Genomic DNA, 6,371 nt, shown 5'->3' on the forward strand with positions numbered 1-6,371 from the left:
TTTGGGCGCGCCGGGAATTTCGTGATTTGTAGGAAGTGGCACTGATATGACCGAAGACACCATCAAGCGCCGGGCCAAGGGGCTGGACCGGGCGTTCGATATTCTCGATTTCCTCAAGGAGATCGGCCAGCCGTTGCGGCCCAACGATATTGCCAAGGGTGTTGGCAGCCCCAAGTCCACGGTGTACGAGCTGGTGGCGTCCTTGCTGGAGCGGCGGATTCTGGAGCCGGTGGGCCAGGACGGGCATGTGTACCTGGGGCGGCAGTTGTACTTCCTGGGGCAGGCCCATCTGCGGCATTTCGATCTGAGCCGCGAGGCCGACTCGGCCTTGCAGGAGATTGTCAGCCAGACCCGCGAGACCGCGCAGATGTGCCTGCTCAACGGGCGCAAATACACGGTGGCGCTGATGAAGGAGGGCGAGCGGCATTTCCGCATTTCCTCGAATATCGGCGAGAACGCACCGATTCCCTGGACCGCTTCCGGGCGCTTGCTGTTGGGGCATTTGAGCGATGAGCAGATTGTCGAGCTGATCGACGAGCGCGACTTCATTCTCCCTGACGGTGAGCGCCTGCCTTTGGCGACTTTCTTGAAGGAAATCCGCCAGGCCACGGAGGATGGTTTCTTTTCCTTCGACAGCGTGGCCGACACCTTTACCCATTGCTTCGCCGCCCCGGTGCGGGACGAGCGCGGGGTGTGCATCTGCACCTTGTGCATCGTCGCGCCACGGGCCGATGCCCAGAACAATTACGCTGACTACCGCCGGGTGCTGATCGACAGCGCGAATCGCCTGGCCCGTCGCATCAACGACTAGCGTCAGCCTCAATGGCTGCACTGTAAGGAGTTCGAATATGTCCTCTGCCTTGATCAATGCCGCGGTGGAAAAGGGCGCTGCCCAACCGGGCGTCAGCCTGGTGCGCGATGTCAGCCTGCCGGCCCTGGTGCTGCACCGCGCGGCGCTGGAACACAACATTCGCTGGATGCAGAAGTTCGTCAGCGACAGCGGTGCCGAACTGGCGCCCCACGGCAAGACCAGCATGACCCCGGCGCTGTTCCGTCGGCAGTTGGAGGCGGGCGCCTGGGGCATCACCCTGGCCACCGCGGTGCAGACCCGCGCGGCCTACGCCCACGGCGTGCGCCGGGTGTTGATGGCCAACCAGCTGGTGGGTACGCCGAACATGGGGCTGATCGCCGAGCTGCTGGCCGACCCGGGTTTCGACTTCTATTGCATGGTCGATCACCCGGACAACGTCGCCGACCTCGGGCAGTTCTTCGCCGCGCGCGGGGTGCGCCTGAACGTGATGATCGAATACGGCGTGGTCGGCGGCCGTTGTGGCTGCCGCAGCGAGCAGGAAGTGCTGGAACTGGCGAAGGCGATCAAGGCGCAACCGGCCTTGGCTTTGTGCGGCATTGAGGGCTACGAAGGGGTGATCCATGGCGATCACGCCGTGACTGGCATCCGTGAGTTTGCCGCGTCCCTGGTGCGCCTGGCGGTGCAGTTGCAGGACGACGGGTTGTTCGCCATCGACCAGCCGATCATCACCGCTTCGGGTTCGGCCTGGTATGACCTGATCGCCGAGTCCTTCGAGGCGCAGAACGCCCAGGGGCGTTTCCTCAGTGTGCTGCGTCCCGGCAGCTATGTGGCCCACGACCATGGCATCTACAAAGAGGCGCAGTGCTGCGTGCTCGACCGTCGCAGCGACCTGCACGAAGGTCTGCGCCCGGCGCTGGAGGTCTGGGCCCATGTGCAGTCCCTGCCGGAGCCGGGGTTTGCGGTGATCGCCCTGGGCAAACGCGATGTGGCTTATGACGCCGGTTTGCCGGTGCCGTTGTTGCGCTACAAGCCGGGCGTGCTGCCGGCCAAGGGCGATGATGTCAGCGCCTGTAAGGTCACGGCGGTGATGGACCAGCATGCGTTCATGACGGTGGCTCCGGGGGTTGAGTTGCGGGTGGGGGACATTATTTCTTTCGGTACTTCGCACCCCTGTTTGACCTTTGATAAGTGGCGTACCGGGTTGTTGGTGGATGAGCGGCTGGATGTGGTGGAGAGCATGGAGACCTGTTTCTGAGGTGGGGCTGGCACCTGCTGCGCAGGTGATCGCGGGCAAGCCTCGCTCCTACANCGAACCTGTTTTCTGTAGGAGCGAGGCTTGCCCGCGATGACGTCCTTTCCAACAACAAAAAACTGTCAGAGACACCTCCATGAACACTTCCAATGCTGGGAAACGCATCGCCCTGATCGGCGAATGCATGATCGAACTGCAACACCGCGCCGACGGCAGCCTGCAACAGAGCTTTGGCGGCGACACCCTGAATACTGCGGTGTACCTGGTCCGTGAATTGGGCGAGGGCGCTCAGGTCGACTATGTCACCGCACTCGGTGACGACAGTTTCAGCGATGCGATGTGCCAGAGCTGGGCCGAAGAAGGCATCGGCCTGGGCATGGTCCAGCGCCTGCCGGGGCGTTTGCCCGGGTTGTATTGCATCCAGACCGACGCCAAGGGCGAGCGGCGCTTTCTTTACTGGCGCAACGAAGCGGCGGTGCGCGACTGTTTCACCACCCCCGCGGCCGAGCCGATCCTGGCGGCGCTGCCGGCCTACGATGTGCTGTATTTCAGCGGCATCACCCTGGCGGTGCTGGGCGAGCAGGGGCGCAAGAAGCTGATCGATACCTTGATCGAGGCGCGCCAGCGTGGGGCGTGGGTTGTCTTCGACAACAACTACCGGCCACGGCTCTGGGCTTCAGTAGAGCAGGCGCGGGCGGCTTATCTCCAGGTGCTGGCCTATGTCGATCTGGCGTTGCTGACGGTGGATGACGAGCAGGCGTTGTTCGGGTATGGCGACAGTGCGGCGGTGTTTACGGCTTACCCGGATACGCCGGAGGTGGTGCTCAAGCGTGGCGCCGAAGCGTGCCTGATCCGTTGTGGCGGCGAGTCGTTCGAGGTACCGGCACAGCGGGTGGAAAGGGTGGTGGATACCACGGCGGCGGGGGATTCGTTCAGTGCGGCGTATCTGGCGTGTCGCTTGCGGGGCGGTAGCCCGGAGCAGGCGGCGGAGGCTGGGCATCGCTTGGCGAGCCGGGTGATTCAGGTGCCGGGGGCGTTGATCCCGCGTGCATGAGGTTGAGCGGTGACGCCGGTAAAGCGCAGATCAGTCATCGCGTAGAGGTTTTGGGATTTTTCGCGGGCAAGCCTCGCTCCTACAGAAGTACAGGTCGCTTCTGTAGGAGCGAGGCTTGCCCGCGATGCGTTGTCAGGCGACGCGGTCAATCGCGGTAAAACACCTGCACCAGGTGATAACCGAACTTGCTCTTGATCGGCCCGTGCACGGTGCGCAGGGGCTTCTTGAAGATCACCTGGTCGATGGCCCCGACCATCTGCCCCGGCCGTACTTCACCCAGGTCGCCGCCGCGTTTGCCGGAGGGGCAGGTGGAGTATTTCTTCGCCAGCACGTCGAAGGCCTCGCCCTTGGCGATGCGTTGCTTGAGCTGTTCGGCCTCTTCGGTGGTTTTCACCAGGATGTGGCGGGCTTGGGCTTTCATGGGGCGGTTACCTTGGAACGGTGCGGACGGCGGTCGCGGATTATGCCTGAAATCAGCCCTGCTGGCCGATCATCTGACGAATCTTCTGGGCCAGCGCCTCGATGGAAAACGGCTTGGCGATCAGGTCCATGCCGGCGTCGAGAAAGCCCTGGCGCTCGGCGGCCTTTTCCGCGTAGCCGGTCATGAACAGGACCTTGAGTTGCGGCCGCCGCTGGCGGGCGATCTCCGCCAGTTGCCGGCCGTTCATGCCCGGCAGGCCGACGTCGGTCACCAGCAGGTCGACGCGCCGCTCGGACTCCAGCAATGGCAGCGCGCTCTTGGCGTCCTCGGCCTCGAAGGCGGTGTAGCCCAGCTCGCGCAGCACGTTGAGCACCAGCATGCGCACCGCCGGGTCGTCTTCCACCAGCATCACCGACTCGCCGGCCACCGCGTACGGCGCTTCGACGCTGGCCTGTGCCGGGCTGTCGGCCTGGACGGCGCTGTGCAGGCGCGGCAGGTACAGGCGCACGCAGGTGCCCTGGCCCGGTTCGCTGGTGATGGTCAGGTGGCCGCCGGATTGCTGGGCGAAACCATAGATCATCGACAGCCCCAGGCCGGTGCCCTGGCCGATGGGCTTGGTGGTGAAGAACGGGTCGAAAGCCTTGGCCAGCACCCGCGGGGTCATGCCGGCGCCGTTGTCGCTGACGCCGAGCATCACGTAGTCGCCGGCCTTGACCGGTTCCAGGGTGCCCAGGTCGCTGCCGTTGAGGTAGCTGTTGGCGGTCTCGATGGTCAGCACGCCGCCGTCGGGCATGGCGTCGCGGGCGTTGATCACCAGGTTGAGCAGGGCGTTTTCCAGCTGGCTGGCGTCGCTGTTGATCGACCAGACGTTGTCGCCCAGGTTCATCTGCAGCTCGATATGCTCGCCCTTGGTGTGGTTGAACAGGTCGTGCAGCGAGCGCACCAGTTGGTTCGGTTCCAGCGGCCGGCGGTCCAGCGACTGGCGCCGGGAAAACGCCAGCAGGCGATGGGTGAGGGCGGCCGCGCGCTTGGCCGAGGACATTGCAGCCTCGGTAAAGCGGCCGATCTCGGCGCTGCGATTGTCATCGATGTAGCGCTGCATCAGCTCCAGGCTGCCGATGATGCCGGTGAGCATGTTGTTGAAGTCATGGGCGATGCCGCCGGTGAGCTGGCCCACGGCTTCCATCTTCTGCGCATGGCGCAGGGCGTTTTCGGCGCGCTCGCGCTCGAACATCTCGCTCTGCAGGCGCTGGTTGGCGGCGGCCAGCGCCTGGGTGCGCTCGGCCACCCGTTCTTCCAGGGTTTCGTTGAGGTGGCGCAGGGCCTCCTCGGTCTGTCTGCGCTCGGTTTCGTCGATCACGAAGATGTAGAAGCCATTGATCGCGCCGTCGGCGCCGTAGCGCGGCAGGTACTTCATCAATGCATGCCGTGTGCGCCCGTCGCGGTGCGGCGTCTTGGCTTCGAAGCTGCAGGGCTTGCCGGCCAGGGCGGCGGCGATCTTGTCGGCGCGGGTGGCGTAGAGGGCGTCGCCGATCACCTCGCGGATGGTCCGGCCGTACAGCTCCTGCGGGGTCAGGCCGTACCAGTCGAGGTAGGCGCTGTTGTTCAGGCGAAAGCGCTCTTCGTGGTCGACGTAGCCGATCAGCACCGGCATGGCGTTGATGATCAGTTGCAACTCGGTCTGGCTCTGGCGCAGCGCCTGTTCCATCTGCTTGCGGTCGGTCAGGTCCAGGGCGGCGCCGAGGAAACGCACCGGCCGGCCGTGGTGATCCTTGTAGCAGCGCCCGCGGGCGAACACCCAGCGGATCTGGCCGTCGGGCTGTTGCAGGCGGTATTCCTCGGCGTACTCGGTGCCGTGGGTGATGCAGTGCTTGATGCTGCGCGCCACCATGGCGCGGTCTTCCGGGTGCACGCCCTTGAGGTATTCACTGATGGGCAGTTGCCCGGCCAGGGCCGGGTCGATGCTGTGCAGTTGGGCGAAGTGGGCGTCGGCGATGAAACGGTCGTCGCCGATGTCCCAGTCCCAGGTGCCGACCGCGTCGGTGGCCGCCAGCGCCAGTTGCAGGCGTTCTTCGGTTTCGTGCTGGGCCTTGAGGCTGGCCGCCGAGCGCTGCTCCAGTTCCAGGGCGATGCGCCGGCGCTCGTTGGTTTCGATACTGGTGACCAGGATTCCGGCGACTTCGCCGCTTTCGTCGCGGATCGGGCTGTAGGTCAGGTCCAGCCAGACCTCCGACTCACGGCCGTGGCGCTGCAGGGTGAAGGGTTTTTCGCTGAAGGTGCGCACCTGGCCTTGCAGCACGGCGCTGTAGATCGGTGCGGCGAAGTCCTTGAGTTCCGGCCAGGTCAGATGGGCCGACTGGCCGAAGGCGCCGGGGTGCTTGTTGCCGGCCAGCAGGGCGAAGCCGTCGTTGTAGATCTGCGTCAGCTGCGCGCCCCACAACAGCAGCATCGGCATCGGCGAGTGGATCACGATGTCCACCGCGGTGCGCAGGCTCTGCGGCCAGTGGTCGACCGCGCCCAGCGGCGTGGCGGCCCAGTCCAGCCGGGCAATCAGGGTTTCGGCTTCGCTGCCGGAGGTGGGGGCGTTCATGTCGGGGGTGTCCTGAGCGTGCATCACGCCGGCATTGTAGCCGCTGCCGCAGGCTGCGATCGACGGCGTAGCCGGCGCAGGGGCGGTATTTCCGATCCATCAGGTAGACCGCGTTGCCAGGTTTTGCGGCCCCTGCGGTGCCGGTCGCAGCCTGCGGCAGCGGCTACAGGGACAACGATGGAGGTGGAATTTGTGTTGAGCAGGTCCGGCCTTATCGCGGGCAAGCCTCGCTCCTACAGAAGC

Annotated in this window: 5 protein-coding genes; 3 read left to right on the plus strand and 2 right to left on the minus strand. The window is 65.1% G+C overall.

The window, feature by feature from the left end:
- Positions 1–46: 46 nt before the first annotated feature.
- The 3 genes from ACTJKT_RS20435 (at position 47) to ACTJKT_RS20445 (ending at position 3,117) form a co-directional block, all read left to right on the plus strand.
- Positions 47–811 (plus strand): IclR family transcriptional regulator, encoded by a 765-nt coding sequence (locus ACTJKT_RS20435; protein WP_440788341.1) that lies wholly within the window; start codon positions 47–49, stop codon positions 809–811.
- A gap of 37 nt (positions 812–848) precedes the next feature.
- Positions 849–2,066 (plus strand): amino acid deaminase, encoded by a 1,218-nt coding sequence (locus tag ACTJKT_RS20440; RefSeq protein WP_440788342.1) that lies wholly within the window; start codon positions 849–851, stop codon positions 2,064–2,066.
- 133 nt (positions 2,067–2,199) lie between these two features.
- Positions 2,200–3,117, plus strand: coding sequence for a sugar kinase (locus ACTJKT_RS20445; protein ID WP_440788343.1), 918 nt, complete (start codon positions 2,200–2,202; stop codon positions 3,115–3,117).
- A 145-nt stretch (positions 3,118–3,262) separates the two neighbouring features.
- Here the strand turns inward: ACTJKT_RS20445 and ACTJKT_RS20450 are convergent, their stop codons facing one another.
- Both ACTJKT_RS20450 and ACTJKT_RS20455 read right to left on the minus strand, forming a co-directional pair.
- The gene (locus ACTJKT_RS20450; protein ID WP_440788344.1) at positions 3,263–3,538 is read right to left on the minus strand and encodes a peptidylprolyl isomerase; all 276 of its coding nucleotides are present in this window, start codon (positions 3,536–3,538) and stop codon (positions 3,263–3,265) included.
- Positions 3,539–3,590: 52 nt separating this feature from the next.
- Entirely contained in the window at positions 3,591–6,128 is a 2,538-nt protein-coding gene (locus ACTJKT_RS20455) for a PAS domain-containing protein (RefSeq protein ID WP_440788345.1), read from the minus strand.
- Between the last annotated feature and the right edge of the window lie 243 nt (positions 6,129–6,371).

The organism is Pseudomonas sp. 22526, assembly GCF_052044735.1.
In the GTDB taxonomy this organism is placed as follows: Bacteria; Pseudomonadota; Gammaproteobacteria; order Pseudomonadales; family Pseudomonadaceae; genus Aquipseudomonas; species Aquipseudomonas piscium.